The 20,326-nt window shown below is 70.8% G+C and carries 17 protein-coding genes; 11 read left to right on the forward strand and 6 right to left on the reverse strand.

The genetic code is table 11. The features are described from left to right. Window positions 1-8: 8 nt before the first annotated feature. Window positions 9-1,037 (reverse strand): ABC transporter permease, encoded by a 1,029-nt coding sequence (locus ACHBTE_RS21415; RefSeq protein ID WP_394725607.1) that lies wholly within the window; start codon window positions 1,035-1,037, stop codon window positions 9-11. Between the two features lie 492 nt (window positions 1,038-1,529). Between ACHBTE_RS21415 and ACHBTE_RS21420 the strand changes: the two genes are divergently transcribed. The 5 genes from ACHBTE_RS21420 (at window position 1,530) to ACHBTE_RS21440 (ending at window position 7,764) form a co-directional block, all read left to right on the forward strand. Then, entirely contained in the window at window positions 1,530-3,155 is a 1,626-nt protein-coding gene (locus ACHBTE_RS21420; RefSeq protein ID WP_394725608.1) for an ABC transporter substrate-binding protein, read from the forward strand. A 7-nt stretch (window positions 3,156-3,162) separates the two neighbouring features. Further along, on the forward strand, window positions 3,163-4,086 hold the full coding sequence (locus ACHBTE_RS21425) for an ABC transporter permease (protein ID WP_394725609.1): 924 nt from the start codon (window positions 3,163-3,165) through the stop codon (window positions 4,084-4,086). Further along, entirely contained in the window at window positions 4,079-5,086 is a 1,008-nt protein-coding gene (locus ACHBTE_RS21430; protein ID WP_394725610.1) for an ABC transporter permease, read from the forward strand. The genes ACHBTE_RS21425 and ACHBTE_RS21430 overlap by 8 nt, the downstream gene beginning before the upstream one ends. A 664-nt stretch (window positions 5,087-5,750) precedes the next feature. Then, entirely contained in the window at window positions 5,751-6,734 is a 984-nt protein-coding gene (locus ACHBTE_RS21435; protein ID WP_394725611.1) for an ABC transporter ATP-binding protein, read from the forward strand. After that, a complete protein-coding gene (locus ACHBTE_RS21440) occupies window positions 6,727-7,764 on the forward strand; it encodes an ABC transporter ATP-binding protein (protein WP_394725612.1) in 1,038 nt (345 codons plus the stop codon). Before ACHBTE_RS21435 ends, ACHBTE_RS21440 begins: the two co-directional genes overlap by 8 nt. 234 nt (window positions 7,765-7,998) lie before the next feature. Here the strand turns inward: ACHBTE_RS21440 and ACHBTE_RS21445 are convergent, their stop codons facing one another. Beyond that, window positions 7,999-10,116 carry a prolyl oligopeptidase family serine peptidase gene (locus tag ACHBTE_RS21445; protein ID WP_394725613.1) on the reverse strand — a complete coding sequence of 706 codons (2,118 nt, stop codon included), beginning with the start codon at window positions 10,114-10,116 and terminating at the stop codon, window positions 7,999-8,001. A gap of 184 nt (window positions 10,117-10,300) precedes the next feature. Here ACHBTE_RS21445 and ACHBTE_RS21450 point away from each other — a divergent pair, with 184 nt between their 5' ends. From ACHBTE_RS21450 to ACHBTE_RS21465, 4 genes are all read left to right on the forward strand, one after another. Continuing rightward, on the forward strand, window positions 10,301-10,495 hold the full coding sequence (locus ACHBTE_RS21450; RefSeq protein ID WP_019755516.1) for a hypothetical protein: 195 nt from the start codon (window positions 10,301-10,303) through the stop codon (window positions 10,493-10,495). 29 nt (window positions 10,496-10,524) lie between these two features. Then, a complete protein-coding gene (gene mshB / locus ACHBTE_RS21455) occupies window positions 10,525-11,427 on the forward strand; it encodes an N-acetyl-1-D-myo-inositol-2-amino-2-deoxy-alpha-D-glucopyranoside deacetylase (protein WP_394725614.1) in 903 nt (300 codons plus the stop codon). Next, entirely contained in the window at window positions 11,424-11,825 is a 402-nt protein-coding gene (locus ACHBTE_RS21460; protein WP_394725615.1) for a DUF6113 family protein, read from the forward strand. The genes mshB and ACHBTE_RS21460 overlap by 4 nt, the downstream gene beginning before the upstream one ends. Before the next feature lie 156 nt (window positions 11,826-11,981). After that, the gene (locus ACHBTE_RS21465; RefSeq protein ID WP_394725616.1) at window positions 11,982-14,342 is read left to right on the forward strand and encodes a hypothetical protein; all 2,361 of its coding nucleotides are present in this window, start codon (window positions 11,982-11,984) and stop codon (window positions 14,340-14,342) included. A 489-nt stretch (window positions 14,343-14,831) separates the two neighbouring features. Here ACHBTE_RS21465 and ACHBTE_RS21470 read toward each other — a convergent pair whose 3' ends face one another. Next, window positions 14,832-15,683, reverse strand: a complete 852-nt coding sequence (locus ACHBTE_RS21470; RefSeq protein WP_394725617.1) for a tetratricopeptide repeat protein — start codon at window positions 15,681-15,683, stop codon at window positions 14,832-14,834. Window positions 15,684-15,735: 52 nt separating this feature from the next. Next, window positions 15,736-16,770, reverse strand: a complete 1,035-nt coding sequence (locus ACHBTE_RS21475) for a GNAT family N-acetyltransferase (protein WP_394725618.1) — start codon at window positions 16,768-16,770, stop codon at window positions 15,736-15,738. A gap of 110 nt (window positions 16,771-16,880) precedes the next feature. Between ACHBTE_RS21475 and fdxA the strand changes: the two genes are divergently transcribed. Continuing rightward, on the forward strand, window positions 16,881-17,201 hold the full coding sequence (fdxA, locus tag ACHBTE_RS21480) for a ferredoxin (RefSeq protein ID WP_030929316.1): 321 nt from the start codon (window positions 16,881-16,883) through the stop codon (window positions 17,199-17,201). 128 nt (window positions 17,202-17,329) lie between these two features. Further along, window positions 17,330-18,424: a bifunctional succinyldiaminopimelate transaminase/glutamate-prephenate aminotransferase gene (locus ACHBTE_RS21485; protein WP_394725619.1), complete on the forward strand. Its 1,095-nt coding sequence runs from the start codon at window positions 17,330-17,332 to the stop codon at window positions 18,422-18,424. A gap of 76 nt (window positions 18,425-18,500) precedes the next feature. On the opposite strand, the gene ACHBTE_RS21490 is transcribed toward ACHBTE_RS21485, so the two are convergent. Beyond that, on the reverse strand, window positions 18,501-18,974 hold the full coding sequence (locus ACHBTE_RS21490) for an ATP-binding protein (protein ID WP_394725620.1): 474 nt from the start codon (window positions 18,972-18,974) through the stop codon (window positions 18,501-18,503). Between the two features lie 346 nt (window positions 18,975-19,320). Further along, window positions 19,321-20,301, reverse strand: a complete 981-nt coding sequence (locus ACHBTE_RS21495; protein WP_394725621.1) for a heavy metal transporter — start codon at window positions 20,299-20,301, stop codon at window positions 19,321-19,323. Between the last annotated feature and the right edge of the window lie 25 nt (window positions 20,302-20,326).

Genomic DNA, 20,326 nt, shown 5'->3' on the forward strand with positions numbered 1-20,326 from the left:
GGCCGGAGCTAGCGCTTGGACTTGGGGTCGAGTGCGTCACGCACCGAGTCACCGAGGAGGTTGAACGCGAGCACGAAGATCACCATGGACATGCCCGGGAAGAGCATGAAGGTGAGGTCCTCGGTGTAGAACTGGGCGCCGCGGGCGATCATGACGCCCCAGTCCGGGGTCGGGTCGATCATGCCGACCCCGAGGAAGGCGAGACCCGCCTCGGCGGTGACGTACGCCGGGAGCATCAGCGTGGCCTGGATGATGATCGGCGTCCACAGGTTGGGAAGCAGTTCCTTGAAGACGATACGCCGCGGTGATGCGCCCGTGACCTTGGCCGCCTCGACGAACTCCCGCTCGCGCAGACCGAGTACCTGGCCGCGCAGCAGTCGGGCGATGGACGCCCAGCCGAAGGCGGAGAGGACGATGATCAGGGCGGCGGCCCGCAGTGACGTCGGGATGTTCTCGTCGGGGGCGACGAAGAGCCCGAACACCACCGGCATGAAGGCGATGAAGAAGAGGGTGGACGGGAACGACAGCAGGATGTCGATGACCCGGCCGACGAAATAGTCCGTCTTGCCCCCGAGATAGCCCGCGGTGGTGCCGATGACGACACCGAGGAGCACGGTGATCAGGGTGGCGGCGACGGCGATGCCCAGCGACGTGCGGATCGCGTAGAGCAGGAAGGTGAAGACGTCGCGTCCGAGCTGGGGCTCGACACCGAACCAGAACTCGGAGCTCATACCGCCGTTCGGACCCGCCGGGTATGCGAAGGCGTTGAGCAGCTCGGGCCGCTCGCTCGCGTAGGTCGTGTACGGGTCCTTGCCGTACAGCTTGGCTATGAGCGGCGCACAGATCGCGATCAGGAAGAAGAAGATCACGACGTACGCCGATATGACGCCCGTGCGGTCCCGCTTGAAGCGGTTCCACGCCAGCCGTCCCGGCGAGCGGCTCTCGTTGCCCTTAGGGGTGGAGGGCGAAGGCGACTTGTCGATGCTTTCGTCAGTCGCCTCAAGCGGGGCAGCCGCGGATGGAGTTGGGGGGGTCATGGTGCTCCTGGCCCAAGGGAGGGTCTGATGACTCCGCAGGGCACGCTCCCCTACGGGCTACGCCGGACTTTTTCAACGCAATTCATTCAAGGTCAATAAATTCTCGGCCGACTTGGTTGTCTCTTTACGTTCTTTACCCTGCCTTGACCATTCCGTAGCTACGCGGGTAGCGCAACGTGATCGAGTCGTGCCTTGACATGGACCAACTGGACTAATCGGGCGACGGGTTCGATATGCGGATGCACCTGTGCCGAAATGTGTACATCCAAGGGTCGAAATAAAACGGTTCAGCATCGGATCGCGAAGATCCATTGCGTCCTGCACGGAGATCGACGGCTCGGGTGTGGAGAGCTGAGGGGAGAAGTCCGTTTCGTCGCCCGCATGGGTTCGTGCATCCGGATGGAACGTCGCCCCATTGGCCGGAGCCCATGTGCGATATGTGCCTTTTGACTTGATATTGGCCCGTAAGGGATCAATCAGAGGAGGCACTCCATGCGCGGAGCCACGCACGCCCGATGGGCCGCCTGCGCGGTGGCGGTCGCCCTCGCGACGACCGCCTGCGGAGACGGGGGAGACAGCGGCAGCGCCGGTGGCGCGGTGCTCAGCTCCTCATGGACGGATCCGCAGAACCCGCTGGAGCCGGCCAACACCAATGAGGTGCAGGGCGGCAAGGTGCTCTCCATGATCTTCCGGGGGCTGAAGCAGTACAACCCGAAGACGGGCGAGGCCGAGGACATGCTCGCCGAGAGCATCGAGACCACCGACTCGCAGAACTACACCGTCACCCTCGAGGACGGCTGGACCTTCAGCAACGGCGAGAAGGTCACCGCCAAGTCCTTCGTGGACGCGTGGAACTACGGGGCGAGCCTGAAGAACAACCAGAAGAACGCCTACTTCTTCAGCTACATCGACGGCTACGACCAGGTCCACCCGGAGAAGGGCGCGCAGTCGGCCGAGACGATGTCCGGGCTGAAGGTGGTGGACGACCGGACGTTCACCGTCGAGCTCAGCCAGAAGTTCTCCGGCTTCCCCGACACCCTCGGCTACAACGCCTTCGTCCCGCTGCCCCGCGCGTTCTTCGACGACCACGCCGCCTGGTTGGCCAAGCCCGTCGGCAACGGGCCGTACGCCGTGGACTCCTACACCAAGGGCTCCGAGATGCGGCTGACGAAGTGGGACGCCTACCCGGGGGACGACGCGGCCCGCAACGACGGCGTCACCCTCAAGGTCTACACGGACAACAACACGGCCTACACGGACCTGATCGCCGGCAACCTCGACCTCGTCGACGACGTCCCGGCCCAGCAGCTGAGGAACGTCCGCAGCGACCTCGGCGACCGCTACCTCAACACCCCGGCCGGTATCATCCAGACCCTGTCCTTCCCCCACTACGACAAGGACTGGAACAAGAAAGGCTCGGTCAAGGTCCGCCAGGGGCTCTCCCGGGCGATCGACCGCGAGCAGATCACCAGGACCATCTTCCACGGCACCCGCACCCCCGCCACCGACTGGACCTCGCCCGTCCTCGGCGTGGAGGGCGGCTACAAGGCGGGGCTGTGCGGCAAGTGGTGCGAGTACGACGCCGCGGCGGCCAGGAAGCTGATCGAGGAGGGCGGCGGGCTGCCCGGCGGCCAGGTGAAGATCACGTACAACGCCGACACCGGCTCCCACAAGCTGTGGGTGGACGCCGTCTGCAACTCCATCAACAACGCCCTCGACAACGACCGGGCCTGTGTCGGCAACCCGATCGGCACCTTCGCCGACTTCCGGAGCAAGTCCACCACCCAGAAGCTCTCCGGCCCCTTCCGGGCGGGGTGGCAGATGGACTACCCGCTGCCGCAGAACTTCCTCCAGCCGCTCTACTACACCAACGCCTCCTCCAACGACGGCAAGTGGTCCAGCCCCGAGTTCGACAGGCTCGTCGACCGGGCGAACGCCGAGACCGACCCCGCCAAGGCGGTGGAGATGTTCCAGCAGGCCGAGGAAGTCGTCCGGGACAACATGGCGTCCATCCCGCTGTGGTACCAGAACGGCAGCGCCGGCTGGTCCGCGCGGCTGTCGAACGTGGCCCTCAACCCGTTCAGCGTCCCGGTGTACGACCAGATCAAGGTCGGCTGAGCACGCCATGGGGCGGTACGTCGTCCGGCGCCTGGTGCAGATGATCCCGGTGTTCGTCGGGGCCACGCTGCTGATCTTCCTCATGGTGAACGTGATGGGCGACCCCGTCGCGGGGCTGTGCGGCGACCGGCAGTGCGACCCGGCGACGGCCGCCCAGCTGCGCAAGGAGTTCGGCCTCGACCAGCCGGTGTGGCAGCAGTACCTGACCTACATGGGCAACGTCTTCACCGGGGACTTCGGTACGGCGTTCAACGGTCAGGAGGTCACCGAGCTGATGTCGACGGCGTTCCCGGTCACCTTCCGGCTCACCATCGTGGCGATCGTCTTCGAGGTCCTCATCGGGGTCACCCTCGGCGTCCTCACCGGCCTGCGCCGTGGCCGCCCCGTCGACACCGGGGTCCTGCTGCTCACCCTCGTCGTCATCTCCGTCCCCACCTTCGTCACCGGCCTGCTGCTCCAGCTGCTGCTGGGCGTCGAGTGGGGGTGGATCCGGCCGTCGGTGTCCCCGCAGGCACCCTTCGGCGAACTGCTCCTGCCGGGCCTCGTCCTCGCCTCGGTCTCCCTCGCCTACGTCACGCGCCTGACCCGCACGTCCATCGCGGAGAACCGGCGCTCCGACTACGTCCGTACGGCCATCGCGAAGGGCCTGCCCCGGCGCCGGGTCGTCACGCGGCATCTGCTGCGCAACTCCCTGATCCCGGTCGTCACCTTCATCGGCGCCGACATCGGCTTCCTGATGGGCGGGGCGATCGTCACCGAGCGGATCTTCAACATCCACGGCGTCGGCTATCAGCTCTACCAAGGCATCCTGCGCCAGAACACCCAGACCGTCGTCGGCTTCGTGACCGTGCTCGTCCTCGTCTTCCTCCTCTGCAACCTGGTCGTCGACCTCCTGTACGCCGTGCTCGACCCGAGGATCCGCTATGCCTGAACAGCCCTTCCAGCCCGACGGCGCGCTCGCCGGCGCCGGTGTGGCGGGTGCCGTGGAGCTGTCCGCGACCGAGACGCAGACCAAGCAGGCGCAGCCGCCGGGCGCCTCGGCGGGAGGGGCGCCGCACGGGCCGGACGGGACGGAAGCAGAGGACAGGGCGCGGTCCCTGTGGTCCGACGCCTGGCGCGACCTGCGCCGCAACCCCGTCTTCATCGTCTCGGCCCTGATCATCCTCTTCCTGCTCTTCATCTCGCTCTGGCCCTCGGCGATCGCCTCCGGCAGCCCCCTCAAGTGCGACCTGGCCAAGGCCCAGCAGGGCTCCTCGCCCGGCCACCCCTTCGGCTACGACGGCCAGGGCTGCGACGTCTACACCCGTACGGTCTACGGGGCCCGTACGTCCGTCGTCGTCGGCGTCTGCGCCACGCTCGGGGTCGCCGTCCTCGGCTCCGCGCTGGGCGCGCTCGCCGGGTTCTTCGGTGGCCTGCCGGACTCGTTCCTCTCCCGCGTCACCGACATCTTCTTCGCCATCCCGGTCGTCCTCGGCGGGCTGGTCCTGCTGTCGGTGGTGACCAGCAACAGCGTCTGGCCGGTCATCGGTTTCATCGTGCTGCTCGGCTGGCCGCAGATCTCCCGCATCGCCCGGGGCGCGGTCATCACCGCCAAACAGAACGACTACGTACAGGCCGCGCGGGCCCTGGGCGCCTCCAACACCCGCATCCTGCTCCGCCACATCGCGCCCAACGCCGTCGCCCCGGTGATCGTGGTCGCGACCATCGCCCTGGGCACGTACATCGCCCTGGAGGCGACCCTGTCGTATCTCGGCGTGGGCCTGAAACCCCCGAGCGTCTCCTGGGGCATCGACATCTCCGCGGCCTCCCCCTACATCCGCAACGCCCCCCACGCCCTCCTCTGGCCCTCCGGCGCCCTGGCCCTCACGGTCCTGGCCTTCATCATGCTGGGCGACGCGGTCCGCGACGCCCTGGACCCGAAGCTGAGGTGACCGCGACCATGAGCCCGGACGCCCCGCCCCCGCCCCGCCCCTCACCCTGGCGCCTGTTCCTACCCGTCAACACGGCGTCCGGCGCCCTCGCTTCGAGCTTGCGGGAATGCGACCGGGGGAGAAGCGGCTCCGGGCGCGGCCTCTTGTGGTGGCGGCTGTTGTCGGCCGGCGACTCGGCGTCCGGCGCTCTCGCATCGAGGCCGGGGGCACGCGGTCTGGGGTTTCGGGGCGGGGTCTGCGGTCGGTGGCGTGGGCACGGATGCGGGGCGGGTCCGTGGCGGTTCCCTTGCTGGGCATGCGGGAGCGGCAGCTGCTCCGCGCGTCGGTTGTTGTGGTGGCGGCCGCTGTCGGCCGGCGGCGCCGCGTCCGGCCTCGTGTCGAGGCTGTGGGGATGCCACCGGAAGGTTCACGGTGGAGTCGGCGGACGGCGCCGGGGCCGTGGTTCCGAGTGCGGTCGGCAATGCCTGCGCTGCCGCGCGGGCGAGGGAGGCGGCGGCGCCGGGTGGCGCCCCGTGCCGGGGGCCCGCGGAGGCGTCGAGCCCGTCATGTGGTCCGGCTCGCCGGCACCGCGGCGGCTCAGGGGGTCGCGGTCACCGGACCCGGCGTCCCACCCGGCGGCGCGGTCCGCGGCGCCCTTCATCCGGAGCTGACGTAAGGCGGCGGCATGTTGCTCGAAGTGCGTGACCTTCAGGTGGAGTTCCGGACCCGGGACGGCGTCGCCAAGGCCGTCAACGGTGTCAGCTACGGCGTGGACGAGGGGGAGACGCTCGCCGTGCTCGGGGAGTCGGGGTCGGGCAAGTCGGTGACCGCCCAGGCCGTGATGGGGATCCTCGACATGCCGCCGGGAAGGATCACGGGCGGCGAGATCCTCTTCCAGGGGCGGGACCTGTTGAAGCTGAAAGAAGAGGAGCGGCGCAGGATCCGCGGCGCCGAGCTGGCGATGATCTTCCAGGACGCCCTGTCGTCGCTGAACCCCGTGCTGACCGTCGGCGACCAGCTCGGCGAGATGTTCGTGGTGCACCGGGGGATGTCGAGGAAGGACGCCCGGGCCAAGGCCGTCGAGCTGATGGACCGAGTGCGCATCCCGGCCGCCAGGGAGCGCGTCAAGCAGTACCCGCACCAGTTCTCCGGGGGCATGCGCCAGCGCATCATGATCGCGATGGCCCTCGCCCTCGAACCGAAGCTCATCATCGCCGACGAGCCCACCACCGCCCTCGACGTCACCGTCCAGGCCCAGGTGATGGAGCTGCTCGCCGAGCTGCGGCGCGAGTACCGCATGGGGCTCATCCTCATCACCCACGACCTCGGCGTGGTCGCCGACGTGGCCGACCGGATCGCCGTCATGTACGCCGGGCGGATCGTGGAGTCCGCGCCGGTCCACGACATCTACAAGGCCCCCGCCCACCCGTACACCAGGGGCCTGCTGGACTCCATCCCGCGCCTGGACCTCAAGGGCCGGGAGCTCTACGCGATCAAGGGCCTGCCCCCCAGCCTCACGAACATCCCGCGCGGTTGCGCCTTCCACCCCCGTTGCCCGCTGGCCCAGGACGTCTGCCGCACCGACGTACCGGGGTCGCACCAGGTCACCGACTCGGACGCGGACCGCACAAGCGCCTGTCACTTCTGGAGGGAGTGCCTGCATGGCTGAGGCGATTCTGGAGGTCAGCGGGCTCGTCAAGCACTACCCGCTCACCCAGGGCATCCTCTTCAGGAAACAGGTCGGCTCGGTGAAGGCGGTCGACGGCGTCGACTTCACCCTCCACCGCGGCGAAACCCTCGGCATCGTTGGCGAGTCCGGCTGTGGCAAGTCGACGGTCGCCAAGATGCTGGTCAACCTGGAACGCCCCACGGCCGGCGCGATCAAGTACCGGGGCGAGGACATCACCAGACTCTCCGGCCGCGCCCTGAAGACCGTACGCCGCAATATCCAGATGGTCTTCCAGGACCCGTACACCTCCCTCAACCCCCGGATGACGGTCGGAGACATCATCGGGGAGCCCTACGACATCCACCCCGAGGTCGCCCCGAAGGGAGACCGGCGGCGCAAGGTGAGGGACCTGCTGGACGTGGTCGGCCTCAACCCCGAGTTCATCAACCGCTACCCCCACCAGTTCTCCGGCGGCCAGCGCCAGCGCATCGGCATCGCCCGCGGCCTCGCCCTGCGCCCCGAGGTGATCGTCGCCGACGAACCGGTCTCCGCGCTCGACGTCTCCGTCCAGGCCCAGGTCATCAACCTGATGGACCGTCTCCAGAGCGAGTTCGACCTGTCGTACGTCTTCATCGCCCACGACCTGTCGATCGTCCGGCACATCTCCGACCGGGTCGGGGTGATGTACCTGGGCCGGATCGTGGAGACCGGCAGGGACACCGAGATCTACGACCACCCGACGCATCCCTACACCCAGGCGCTGCTCTCCGCGGTCCCGGTCCCCGACCCGGAGGCCCGCGAACTGCGCGAGCGCATCATCCTCGCGGGCGACGTCCCCTCCCCGACGAACATCCCCTCCGGCTGCCGCTTCCGCACCCGCTGCTTCAAGGCCCGGGAGCGCTGCGCGCAGGAGGTACCGGTGCTCGCGGTGCCGCCGCATCTGCGGGGGACGGGCGGGCCCGCTGCACATGACTCCGCCTGCCACTTCGCGGACGAGAAGACGGTGGTCGCGGCGGCGGTGGAGTCATGACCCCGGCAGCCGATAGCTGTACAAACACCCATGAACTTCGTTAACACGCAGGCAACTTCACCGACCCGATCCCGATATACGGACGCGTCAGGCTGAACAGCGTACGGCCGTGCGGGTGCCGTGAAACGAGCCGGGGTGCGTCTTGCCACCCCGGCTCGTTGCCTTGCCGCCCTGAGTGCGGCTCAGGACGGCACCTGCCTCGCCATCTGGCCCACAACTGACGTCCCCGACGCCTCAGTTCAGCCCGAGCGAGCGCTTCAGGAAGTCCACCTGGAGCAGCAGCAGATTCTCCGCGACCTGCTCCTGCGGGGTCATGTGCGTCACCCCGGACAGCGGCAGCACCTCGTGCGGACGGCCGGCGGCCAGCAGCGCCGAGGACAGGCGCAGGGCGTGGGCGACCACCACGTTGTCGTCGGCGAGGCCGTGCACGATCATCAGCGGGCGGTGCGGCCCGGCGGCGGAGGACAGGCCCTCGTCGGTCACCAGCGAGCTCTTGGCGTACGGCTGCGGCTGCGCGGCCGGGTCGCCCAGGTAGCGCTCCGTGTAGTGCGTGTCGTAGAGCCGCCAGTCCGTGACCGGCGCCCCGGCGATGCCCGCGTGGAAGACGTCCGGGCGGCGCAGCACCGCCAGCCCGGCCAGCCAGCCGCCGTACGACCACCCCCGGATCGCCACCCGGGACAGGTCGAGGGGGTGGGACCCGGCGAGGTCCTGCAAGGCGTCGACCTGGTCGTCGAGGGAGACCGTGAAGTCCCCGTGGACCGCCTTCTCCCAGGCGGGCGAGCGCCCCGGTGTGCCGCGTCCGTCCGCGACGACCACCGCGAACCCCTGGTCGGCGAACCACTGCGAGGTGAGGTGGGAGTTGTGCGCGGCGACCACCCGGGAGGCGTGCGGACCGCCATAGGGATCCAGCAGGACGGGAAGGGGGGCGTCCCCCTGGTGGTTCCGAGGCAACAGCACGGCGCACGGGATGCGGCGTGCGCCCCCTTCGGTGAAAGTCACGCGCGGGGTCAGCCCGGGGTCCTCGGCATACGACCGGACCGTCGCCGTCTGCTTCCCGTCCCGCAGTACCCGCACCCGGGCCCCGGGCCGGTCCGACGTGTGGGACACCAGCAGCGTCACGCCCCCGGCGCGCACCGCGGAGTGCACGCCGGGCTCCTGTGACACACGCTCCACACCGAGCTCGTTCACCCGGTACACATGCACCTCGCCGAGCTCGGGATCGGCCGCGGCCTCACCGGCGGACGCCGAGATCAGTACGTCGTCGTCGGAGACGTCCAACACCGCCCGGACATGCAACTGGTGTCCGGTCAACGGACGTTCGCCCACCGTGAGTACCCGCGCGCCGCCCTCGTCGGCGATGCGCACCAGATGCCCGGAAGGGCTCCAGCAGGGCACACCAGGGAAAAGATCCAGCCATTGTGGATCTTCGTCCGCGTGCACCATCCGAGTCGCCCCGGTGGCCGCGTCCACGGCCAGGAAGAGCTGGCTGCGCTGATCGCGCGCCTGTACGAGCAGCAGCGGCGCGCCCGCCGCTGACCAGTGCACTCGCGCCAGATAGGGATAGCGAGCCCGGTCCCAGATGACCTCCGTACGCGCCCCGTCCAGGCCGATCACGAACAGCCGTACGTCCGCGTTGGCGGTCCCCGCCGCCGGGTACGCCACCCGCTGCGGCTTCCGCTCCGGACGCGCCGGATCGGCGATCCACCACCGGCGCACCGGCGTGTCGTCCACGCGCGCCACTAGGAGCCGGTCCGATTCCGGGTCCCACCAAAAGCCCCGGTAACGCCCCATCTCCTCGGCGGCGATGAACTCGGCCAGTCCGTAGGTCACGCCGTCCGACTCCGGCTCGGCGAGCGCACGGTCGCCCTCGCCCTCGGCGCCGACCACCCGCAGGGCGCCCTGCGCGACGTAGGCGATGTGCCGTCCGTCGGGGGAGGGGCGGGGGTCGATCACCGGCCCGGGGACGGCGAGTTCGCGTGCCGTGCCGACCCGCAGCTCGGCCGTGAAAAGCCGCCCTGACAAGGCGAAAGACGCCCACTCCACGGCCGTGTCGGTGGCGTAGGCGACGATGCCGGCGCCGGCCTCACGGCTGCGTTCGCGCCGGGCCCGCTCCTCCGGCGGGAGGTCCTCCGAGGCGCCGCCCAGGAGGGCGCGCGGGTCGGCCGCCACGCGCTCCCCGCCGTCCGCCGTGTCGAGCACCCACAGCGAATTCGCCGGATCCGTACCGGAGGTGGAGCGCAGGAACACGGCACGCGAACCGTCGGGCGCCACCGTGAACGCGCGGGGCGCGCCGAGCGTGAACCTCTGGGTGCGGGCGTGCCGTCGGGGGAAGGAGACAGGCTCGGTCGTCATGCCCTGACCATATTGGCCAGTGCGCCCCTTGTGCGGCTGTGCGCCGATCGATGCGCACGGACGGATAGTTATGATCACAAGCGCATAGTGGGTATGAACCTGCTGGCTGCTGCATGGATTTATCTGCGATTTTTCTGCCCCCATAGTCCGACCCCGCGCCTGGGATTCTTGGAGGTGAGCCGCCGTGGCACTCTCGATTTCGGCGGTGGTGCTGCTGGCGATCATCGTCTTCCTGCTGATCAAGAAATCAGGTCTGAAGGCCGGCCATGCGGTTGTCTGCATGCTGCTCGGGTTCTACCTGGCGTCCTCGACCGTCGCGCCCACCATCAGTGAGCTGACGACGAACATCGCGGGCATGATCGGCAGCATCAAGTTCTGAGCGACCCGCTCTGCTCGTAGGGTGGGGCCATGACGGAACTGCCTGCTCGGCGTCTGCTGCTGGTGCACGCGCACCCGGACGACGAGTCGATCAACAACGGCGCGACCATGGCCAAGTACGCGGCCGAGGGTGCCCGGGTGACCCTGGTGACCTGCACCCTCGGCGAGCACGGCGAGGTCATTCCCCCCGAGCTGCGCCACCTGACCGGCACCGAGCTGGGCGAACACCGGCTCGCCGAGCTCACCGCGGCGATGCGCGAGCTCGGCGTCGAGGACTTCCGTCTCCTCGGCGGCAAGGGCCGCTACGAGGACTCGGGGATGATGGGCATCGCCGACAACGACGACCCGGCGAGCCTGTGGCAGGCGGACGTCGACGAGGCGGCCCGGGCCCTGGTCGAGGTGATCCTGGAGGTACGCCCCCAGGTCCTCGTCACCTACGACCCCGACGGCGGCTACGGCCACCCCGACCACATCCAGGCCCACCGGATCGCCATGCGCGCGGCCGAGCTGGCGGACGCGGCGGGCTGGCGGATCCCCAGGGTCTTCTGGAACCGCGTCCCGCGCACGGTCGCCGAAGCGGCCTTCGCCCAACTTCAGGCGGATCTGCCCGGATTGCCGTTCAGTAAGGCCGCCACCGTCGACGACGTCCCCGGAGTCATCGACGACGCGCGCGTCACCACCGTCATCGACGGCACCGCGTACGCCGCCGCCAAGGCAGCGGCGATGCGGGCGCACGCCACCCAGATCGACGTGGCCGATCTGTACTTCGCGCTCTCCAACGAACTCGCGCAACCCCTCTTCACCACCGAGTACTACGAACTGGTACGCGGCGAGCGAAGCGAAACCGGGGTGCCTACGGCCGAGGGCCCGGGGGAGTCGGCGGGCACGGAGTCCGACCTGTTCGCCGGTGTCGTCGCCGAGGAGGCGTCATGAGTTCGCTGCTCACCCAGCCCCTGAAGCGGCCCTCCGGCCTGCGGATCCTCGCCTGCCTGGGGCTCTTCGTGCTCGGCGCGGTCGTCGGCGTGGCCGGAGCACTCGTCCAGCCGGCCTGGTTCCCGGGCGGCCTGCTGCTCGCGCTCGCGGGCGAGGCCGGGCTCTGTCTGGGCGGTGCCCGGCTCACGGGCAGCCGGGCCGGGGCCGTCGCGCCCGCCGGCGGCTGGATGATCACCGTCATCCTGCTCACCGCGAGCCGCCCGGAAGGCGACTTCGTCTTCGGCACCAGCGCCGCGTCCTATCTCTTCCTGCTCGGCGGCATGGCCGTGGCTGTGATCTGCGCCACCCTCGCACCCGTGCGGCAACCGGTCGCTGACGACGCCCGACTTGGCAAGTGACGTACCACTTCTCCACGGCGCACTCGTGCGAGTCCCGTGTGGGTTTCCCCGGCGGTCGTGGGATACGGGACAGACGTGGCCAGTATGGTGGTGCGCGCCGCCGAGCCGCCCGAAGCAGTGAGGTACGGGCGGCGGAGCCAACCGGGAGAACCTGCCTTGAGTCGTGAAACTGACACTCCGTCCTCCGGGCCCAACGGGCGCGGCGGAGCCGCATACCCCTCGGGCACACCGCCGTACGGGACCCCCATGGTTTCCGACAGTGGTGCGGACGCGGGCCGTGCGGCCACGCAGCCGGAGGAGCGCAAGACCGAGACCACGCTGACGACCCGGATCCGGATCAACATCCCCGGATCGCGGCCGATTCCGCCCGTGGTCGTGCGCAAGCCCGTCGCCGAAGCCGAGAGCTCCGCGGCCAAGACCGACGCCGAGGCGCCGGCACCGACCGCGCCCACGGCCCCGCCCGCGTCCGCGTCCACGGGGACCGTCGAGCCTGCGGCCGGGCCGGCCGCGCAGCCGGAGGAGAAGACGAGCGACTGGTTCGCGCCGCGCAAGTCCTCGCCGAGCAAGCCCGGTCAGGGCGGCCCGCCCAGCAACGGCGCCGGTCTGCCCGGCGGTTCGGGTCCCGCTGCCGGCGGGGCCGGTGGCGCGGGTGCCGGGCGGCCCGGTGGCGTCGTCGGCTCGATGAGCGCGCCGGGCGGCTCCCGCCCCGGCGGTGCGAAGGGTGCGGGCCTCCCCGGCGCGACCGGCGGTCCCGTGGCTCCCGGGCACGGCGGCGGCACCGGTTCCTTCGACGTGACCGAGGCCCTGGCGGCCGGGCCGCTGGGCAACGGCAACAGCAACGGAAACAGCAACAGCACGGGCAACAGCAGCAATGGCAACGGCTCCCGCCCCGGCGCCGAGGCCCGCCGCGACGACCTGCCGTACTTCTCGGAGAACGGCGGTCAGAGCGACCGGAGCGGCAGCGGTGGCGGTGGTTACGGCGCCCAGGGCCGCCCCGGCGGGTTCGACCCGGCCGCCGACTTCAACGCCCCCAACGGCTTCGACGGCTCCGCCGACTTCAACGGGCCGGGCGACTTCAGCGGCCCGAACGGCCGGGCCGGCCAGGGCCCCTCTGGCCCGACGACCGGTCCGGTCACCGGCGACGGCCCGCCGGTCCCGCCGGTCACCGGCGGCGGACAGCGCGGGCTGCGCGGCCCCGGCGCGCCCGGTGGACCCGGTATCTCCAACGGCCCGGGCTCCGGCATCTCCACGGGCCCGAGCGGTCCTCCCGGCCCCGCCGGTCCCGGCGCCTCCCCGCACACCCCGGGCCGTGGCCCGGGCGGCGGACTGAGCGACGACACCGCGATCCTCACCCCGCAGAAACCGGCCCCCGAGCCCGGCGGCAACCCGCAGTACGGCGGCGTCGCCGACAACGTCTCCGGCCACACCGTCACCAGCGGCATCCCCGTCGTCCCGCCGGGCGCCCAGGGCGGCCCCTTCGGTCCGGGCGGCAGCGACGGCCCGGTGCCGCACACGCCCCCGAAGCTGCCCGAGCCGGCCGCCTCGAACACGTCGACCTCCCGCGCGCCCAAGAAGAAGGGCCGCAACAAGCTGGCCCTGATCGGCAGCGGCGTGATCGTCCTCGGCGGTGGCCTCTACGGCGCCGGCCTGCTGATGAACCACTCCGACGTGCCCAAGGGCACCACCGTGCTCGGCGTCGAGATCGGCGGCGGCACCCGTGACGACGCGATCAAGAAGCTCAACGACGCCTTCGACGAGCAGGTCGGCAAGCCGTTGAAGCTCTCCGTGGGCGGCAGGACCGTCAGCCTCGAGCCCGACAAGGCCGGCCTCCAGTTCGACATGCAGCAGACGGTCAGCGCCGCCGCGTCCAGCGACTACAACCCGGTCTCGGTGATCGGTTCCCTCTTCGGCAACCACCGGGTCGTCGACCCGGTCATGCCCACCGACGAGGAGAAGCTGCACGCCGCACTGGAGTCCGCGTCCGGCGGCTCCGGCTCCGTCACCGAGGGCACGATCAAGTTCCAGGCGGGCAAGGCCGTCGCCGTCTACGGCAAGGCGGGCAAGGGCATCGACGTCGCCAAGTCCACCGCGGCCGTCGAGCAGGCCTACCGCACCCAGGTCGAGACCGGCTCGTCCGACCCGGTGACCGTCCCGACGACGACACAGCAGCCGACGGTCTCGAACGCCGAGGTCGACCGGATGATGAAGGAGTTCGCGCAGCCGGCCATGTCGGCCCCCGTGACGGTTCAGGCGGCCGGGGTGAGCCCCGTCCCCATGAGCCCGGAGAAGTCCCTCTGGAAGTTCCTGCGGGTCAAGGCCGTCAACGGCAAGCTCGTCGACAGCCCCGACCTGGCCGCGCTGAAGCAGCTCTACGGCGGCGCGTTCGACGGCGTGCTCATCACCAGGGGCAACGGCAAGAAGACACCGGTCACGCCCGAGGACGTGTACGGCGCCCTCCGCCAGGCCCTGAAGAGCAAGGGCGCCCGCACAGCAGTAATCGAAACAAACCCCACCTGACCCACCCACACCCGGGGCACCCGACCCACCCCGGGTGCCCCACCCACCCAGGGGCGCGGGGAACTGCGCGCCAAGCCACAACAGTCCCGCACCCGCCCGACACCAGACCCCCCACGGCGTTCAGGCGCCCGCACCCCGCTCGCCGGGCTGTCCATCCCACCCAGGGGCGCGAGGAACTGCGCGCCAAGCCACAACAAACCCGCACCCGCCCGACACCAGACCCCCCACGGCGTTCAGGCGCCCGCACCCCGCTCGCCGGGCCGCCCATCCCACCCAGGGGCGCGGGGAACTGCGCGCCAAGCCAAGCCACAACAGTCCCGCACCCGCCCGACACCAGACCCCCCACGGCGTTCAGGCGCCCGCACTCCGCTCGCCGGGCTGCCCATCCCACCCAGGGGCGCGGGGAACTGCGCGCCAAGCCACAACAAACCCGCACCCGCCCGACACCAGACCCCCCACGGCGAACAGGCGAACAGGCAACAGGCGAACTCAGTTCAACATCGCCCGAGCCGCCCGAGCCTCCCCTCGCACCCGCTCCGCCGCCCCCTCATCCACCGCACTGATCAACTCCGCGTACCCCTCCAACTCCACGGCCCCCTCGACGAACTCCCCGCGCCGCACCAGCAACTGCGCCCGCTCGAACCGCAGCCGAGCCGGATGCGACGGCAGCAGCAGTGCCAGCTCCACGGCCCACAGCGCCACATCCGTCCGCTCGGGCCGGGCCGCGGCCCACGCCCGCACGTTGTTCAGAATCCGCTGCACCACCTCCAGCGGATCGGCCGGCGTCAGCATCGACGGTTCCAACGCCGCCCCCGTGGCCCCCGCCACCAGCAGCTCCGCATCGCCCCCGGTCAGCACCCGCCCGCCGTCGAACGGATCGGCGAGCACCTGCTCATCGGCCGGCCCGAAGCCCACGACGAAGTGCCCCGGCAGCGCGACCCCGTACACCGGGGCCCCCGCCCGCCGCGCGACCTCCATCCACAGCACCGAGAGCAGGATCGGCAGACCCCGCCGCCGCTCCAGCACCTGATGCAGCAACGACGACTCGAGCCGCTGATAGTCGGCGGCGGAACCGCGAAACCCGTACCGCTCCCCGAGCAGGTCCCGTACCGCGACCGCCCACGCCCGCGGCCCCCCGGGCCGGAACGGCAGCTGCCCCGCCAGGCCGTCCAGCTCCACCTGCACGGCGTCCATCCCCGCCTCGTCCAGCTCGCGGTCCGCCTCGGCGCCCACCAGCAGACACAGCACGGACAGATCGGGCCGCTCGGACCGCGCCTCTTCGGCGAACCGCCGCCGCAGCTCGGCGGAACGCTCGGGCGATGGGGGGTAGGGGGGACGCATAGCTGGCTCGTGCCCTTTCACGGCGATCGGTACCGCCGACGGCGGTGATTGCTCACTGCGCTCGGTAGTGGTGGTACGCGTGATGCGAGGTGAACCCCATCCCGGCGTACAGCTCCCGCGCCCCCGCGTTCTCCGCCTCGACCTGGAGCCAGGCCGCCGAGGCCCCCTCGTCCAGGGCCCGCCGGGCCAGCGCGGCCATCACCCGGGTGGCCAGCCCCTGCCGACGCAGCGCCGGATCCACCTCCACGGCGCCGAACCCGGCCCAGCGCCCGTCCACGACACACCGCCCGATCGCGGCGGGCACACCGCCCCCGGCACCGGGCACCGTCGCGAACCACACCGACGGGCCCGCCCCCAGCACCTTCAGGGCCACCTCACTCACCCCCTTGCGCTGGTAGCGCGCGAGCCAGGCCTCGTCCGCCTCCCGGGACAGCGTCACCTCGGCCGGCTCGTCCCGGTCGGCCAGCGGCGCGAGCGCCCCGATCCACATCTCGGCGGAGACCTCCCGCACCCACCCCAGCCGCTCCAGCTCCGCGCACAGCAGCTCCTGGGTGCCCTCAGCGCCCGTCGGGGCCCCGGTCGCGGTCTGGACGTACGCGGGCAGCCCACGGTCGCCGTACCAGCGCCGCACGGCGTCCAGGGCGGCCGGCAACGGCATGCCGGGGTCGCCGAGCGGGAGCGCCGAGTTGGCCCGCCGGGTGAATCCGGACGCGGCGCGCAGCTCCCACTCGCCGAGCCGTTCGCTCTCCACCGGCCGCCACGCGCGCGTGGCGACGCGCGCGAGTTCCGCGTACGAGGCCGCCGGGCCCCGTCGCCGGGCCGGAGCGGCCGGTACGACCTTGCCCGCGACCAGCGACGCTTCCGGAATGTGGACGGTCTCGCCACTCTTCCGTGTGATCAGCAGCACACCGTTGTCCCAGGATGCGAGAACACCCACCGTGTCGGTGAACTTCTCACCCTCGCGACGAGGATCGTGTCGGCAGCGTACGGAGACTCGTTTGCCCACGTCAGCAGCGGTGATACGGACCTCGAAGCGCCCCGTCGCAGAGATTTCCACAGGTCGGTTCACCCCTCCTGTTCGGATCATGCCCAAGAACGGAGATACTAGGGGCGGGCATCGACGACGCCGCGCTCCCGCGCGCCAGGCGGCGGAGCCTACGGAGGCCCGCCAGCGCCCTATGGAGGAGGAACGACAGCGTGACCTACGTCATCGCGCAGCCTTGTGTCGACGTCAAGGACAAGGCGTGCATCGAGGAGTGCCCGGTCGACTGCATCTACGAGGGCCAGCGGTCCTTGTACATCCACCCGGACGAATGCGTCGACTGTGGTGCCTGTGAGCCGGTATGCCCGGTCGAGGCGATCTTCTACGAGGACGACACTCCGGAGGAGTGGAAGGACTACTACAAGGCCAACGTCGAGTTCTTCGACGAGCTCGGCTCCCCGGGCGGCGCCAGCAAGCTGGGCCTGATCGAGCGGGACCACCCGTTCATCGCCGCGCTGCCGCCGCAGGCCGAGTAGTCACCCCCGGCGACCCGCACAGCGTGCCGCCTCGGTCCCGTACGGCCTGATCGGGCCTGATCACCTGATCGCCGTACGGGACCGAGGCGTTGCCGTATCCGGCAGTACCAGAAAGTGAGCCTGATCCCGTGTCCGCAGTCTCCGACCGCCTTCCGACGTTTCCCTGGGACAAGCTGGAGCCGTACAAGAAGACGGCCGCCACGCACCCGGACGGCATCGTCGACCTCTCCGTCGGCACGCCGGTCGACCCCGTCCCCGAGCTGATCCAGAAGGCGCTGGTCGACGCGGCGGACTCGCCGGGCTATCCGACGGTCTGGGGCACCCCGGCGCTGCGCGACGCGATCACGGGCTGGGTGGAGCGCCGGCTGGGCGCCCGTGAGGTCACCCACCGGCACGTCCTGCCCATCGTCGGCTCCAAGGAGCTCGTCGCCTGGCTCCCGACCCAGCTGGGCCTCGGCCCCGGCGACCGGGTGGCCTACCCGCGGCTCGCGTACCCGACGTACGAGGTGGGCGCCCGCCTGGCCCGCGCCGACCACGAGGTGTACGACGACCCGGCCGAGCTGGACCCGCGGGGCCTGAAGCTCCTCTGGCTGAACTCGCCGTCCAACCCCACCGGCAAGGTCCTGTCGAAGGCGGAACTCACCCGGATCGTGGCATGGGCCCGCTCGCACGGCGTCCTCGTCTTCTCCGACGAGTGCTACCTGGAGCTGGGCTGGGAGGCCGACCCCGTCTCGGTCCTGCACCCGGATGTGAACGGCGGCTCGTACGACGGCATCGTCGCTGTCCACTCCCTGTCCAAGCGCTCGAACCTGGCCGGGTACCGTGCCGCGTTCCTGGCCGGCGACCCCGCGGTCCTCGCGCCCCTCCTGGAGATCCGCAAGCACGGCGGCATGATGACGTCGGCGCCGACCCAGGCGGCGGTCGTCGCGGCCCTGGGCGACGACGAGCACGTCCGCGTCCAGCGCGACCGCTACGCGGCCCGCCGCATCGCCCTGCGCGAGGCCCTGGAGTCCCACGGCTTCCGCATCGAGCACAGCGAGGCCAGCCTCTATCTGTGGGCCACGCGGGAGGAGTCCTGCTGGGCCACGGTCGCCCACCTCGCCGAGCGCGGCATCCTGGTGGCCCCGGGCGACTTCTACGGCGACGCGGGCGCCCGCCACGTGCGCGTGGCGTTCACGGCGACGGACGAACGCGTCAGGGCTGCGGTGGAACGCCTGAAGTAGGGACTCGACATACGAAAGCCGACGGAGCCCAGGGAACTCCCTGCACTCCGCCGGCTGGAGCGGGCGCGGCCGGCCGTCAGCTGATCGGCAGACCCTGCACCGGCAGCGACCCGGTCGCCGGCACGCCACCCTGCGTCGCCGTCCCGGCGGCGTCACCGAGCACGGTCCCGACCGACCCGGCCACACCACCCGCGGTCGCCTGCGCGGCAGGCGTCGCCTTCTTCGTGACCTTGCTGCCGGCCTTGGCCGCCGCGGGCATCGCCTTCTTCGCGGCCTTGCCGCCGGTCTTGGTCACCTTGCCACTGGCCTTCTGCGCGGCCGGCAGCGCCTTGTCGACCGCCGTGTTGACGGCGCCACCCGCGATCCCGGTGGCGTTCTGGGCCGCACCGTCGACGACGCTCGCGCCGTCCAGGGCGGTCAGGCCGGCCTTCGAGGCGTCGGGCATTTCGGGGGCCGCGCTGGCGGAGCCGGCCGCACCGACCCCGGCAGCCGCTCCCGCAGCGACGATCAGCGCGGCACGGGCGATCCGGCGGGACAGGGGGAGGGACATGATGCTCCTTCGACGGGTATGTCGGATGAGAACGATGAAGTGTCCGACCGCTCCCGGCAGTTGACCGACTGGCTGTTGATCTCCGGGCTCGGACGCAGTGACTACCGCTCGAAGCCCTCGAAGGTTGCGGCGGCACAACGTAAAGAGTTGGCAATGCGTCGCATAATCGCCTGCGGATAAAAACGGTCAAAACGCTTCCCGACGGAAAGCCTGCCGAATCCTTACAGCCCTTTGTTCTCAAGGGGTTTGGTGGATCGAAGGGTGACCCCGCCTAAACCTGCCCACACCCCGGCCGGCCAACACCCCGGGTAACTCCGCGGAGTGAGCTCCCGAACGGCTGGGCGTACTACCGACTCGTCATGATCCGGACCGATTTGAGATCGCCGTCCGCCCCCGAAGCCCCCGGCGCACCGCCCGCGCGCCACTGGCTGTCGGTGTTCCCCGCGGTCCACTCCCGCCCCGCGTACGACACCCGCTTGATATGCAGATCGGAGGCGTTGGCCACGGCCCAGTGGGCCAGCTGCCAGCCACGCTCATCGACGGCGCGCCCGCCCTTCGCGCCCCCGTCCCCGGTCACCGGCAGCACGACGGTCCGCTCGTCGCCCCCGTCGCCGGACGCGGTGGGTGCCGGGTCGGTCGTGTCGGAGGCGCCCACCTCGGCCCCGGCCGGCAGCAGCGCGTCCCGCCCGAAGTCCCGTACCAGCGCCGCCCGTACGGCGTCCGGACCGGCGGTCCGCGTGATCCCGGGGCGCCCCTCGCAGGTCAGCGTGGCCGCAGAACGCCCCGTGAGAGCGGATGCGAGCAGTGCCGCGTCCGGCTCGTGCTTGGCGTAGGCGTCCGGAAAGCCGCTGCGCTGGACGCGCTGCGCGGCGACGGTGAGCGGCAGTTCGGTGTAGTCCCGGACCTTGACCAGGTGCTCGTAGAAGATGCCGGCCGAGTAGATCGGGTCCATGATCTGCCGCTCGGTGCCCCAGCCCTGGGAGGGCCGCTGCTGGAACAGGCCGAGCGAGTCACGGTCGCCGTGGCTGATGTTGCGCAGCGTCGACTCCTGGAGGGCGGTGGCGAGCGCGATCGTCACCGCCCGCTCGGGCAGCCCGCGCCCGGTGCCGACGGCGGCGATGGTCGCCGCGTTCACCGCCTGCTCCGGTGTGAACTCGTACCGTGCCCCGTCGCCCTTGCCCGAGACGACCTGGCAGCCCGGCGCCCCTGTGCCTCCGGTGACGTACTGCACCGCGAGATAGCCCGCGACGGCGAGCAGGACCAGGAAGGACGCCCCTCGGCGGAGGAGGCGGCCACGGCGCTTGGGGGAAGGGGACAGCTCTGGCACGCCTACAAGGTAGCCGAGGCTACTG

The sequence above is a fragment of the Streptomyces sp. M41 genome, from assembly GCF_043673425.1.
Lineage (GTDB): Bacteria > Actinomycetota > Actinomycetes > Streptomycetales > Streptomycetaceae > Streptomyces.